The sequence below is a fragment of the Acidocella sp. MX-AZ02 genome (genome assembly GCF_000306035.1).
Lineage (GTDB): Bacteria > Pseudomonadota > Alphaproteobacteria > Acetobacterales > Acetobacteraceae > Acidocella > Acidocella facilis.
In genome coordinates, this window is record NZ_JH976208.1 from 154,008 (window position 1) to 154,952 (window position 945).

The 945-nt window shown below is 70.6% G+C and carries 1 protein-coding gene; it reads right to left on the reverse strand.

Annotation, left to right across the window (positions count from 1 at the left end; genetic code table 11):
- Positions 1 to 945, reverse strand: a 945-nt coding sequence (locus tag MXAZACID_RS08955; RefSeq protein ID WP_008493952.1) for a hypothetical protein, incomplete at both ends; no start/stop codon positions are given.

The window sequence follows — 945 nt, forward strand, 5'->3', positions numbered from 1 at the left end:
GCCTTCGCTGTAAATGCTGCTGGCCTGCACGCCGTTGGCGGCGCCGATAATCACCACCGCGTGGCTGTCAAAGGTGCTGACCAGCGCCTGCGCAAGCTGCAAACCCGCCACCGCGGTGCCACCAAGATCGAGCGTGCCGGCATTATACGGGGCGATGGCGATCGTCCCCGCCGCCAGGCTGCCGCCGGTCCCCTCCAGCAAGCCGGCGGTGACCAGCGCCAGGCTGGTGCCTGCACTCACCGGCCCGTTCAGCGTGATCGTGCCGATATTGGCGATCAGCATGTCCCCGCCGGCGCTCATGCTGGCGAGCGTGGCAATGCTGTTGGCCCCGCCCAGCGTCAGCCCGCCGCCGATGCTGCCCGCCAGCCCGCCGACGACCAGGCTGCCGGCGCTCTCACCCACCGCCTTGCCGTCGGTAAGGGTCAAGGTGCCGGGGGTCGTCACCAGCCCTGCCAGCGTCAGGGATTGCGCGTCATTCAGCGCGATATTGCCGCCGGCGCTCAGCGTGCTGAGCGTGGCGATGCTGTTGGTGCCACCCAGCGCGATGGAGGCGCCAGCGCTGCCGGTGAGGCTGGCGGCGGCAAGCCCGGCGCTGCCGGCCTGATTGATCGCCCCTGTGGCGGCGAGGGTGGCGGTGGTCGCGGTGATGCTGCCATTCAGCCCCAGGCTGGAGCCGGAGAGGCTGATATCGGTGCCGGTCAGGCTCCCGCTCTGCACCAGCGTGCCGCCACTCGCCAGCTCCAGCGCGCTGCTGGCCGAGACGTTGCCGCTCAAAGTCATGGCCGTGGCGCTCAGCGTCACCGCGCTGGCGCTGACGCTGCCGGTCTGGCTCAGCGCCCCGGTATCGGTCAGCGCCAGCGTGCCGCCGGCGCTGAAATCGGCCAGCGTGCCGATGGTATTGCCGCCATTGCTCAGCACCGCGTCGCCGCCGATGCTGCCGGTGAG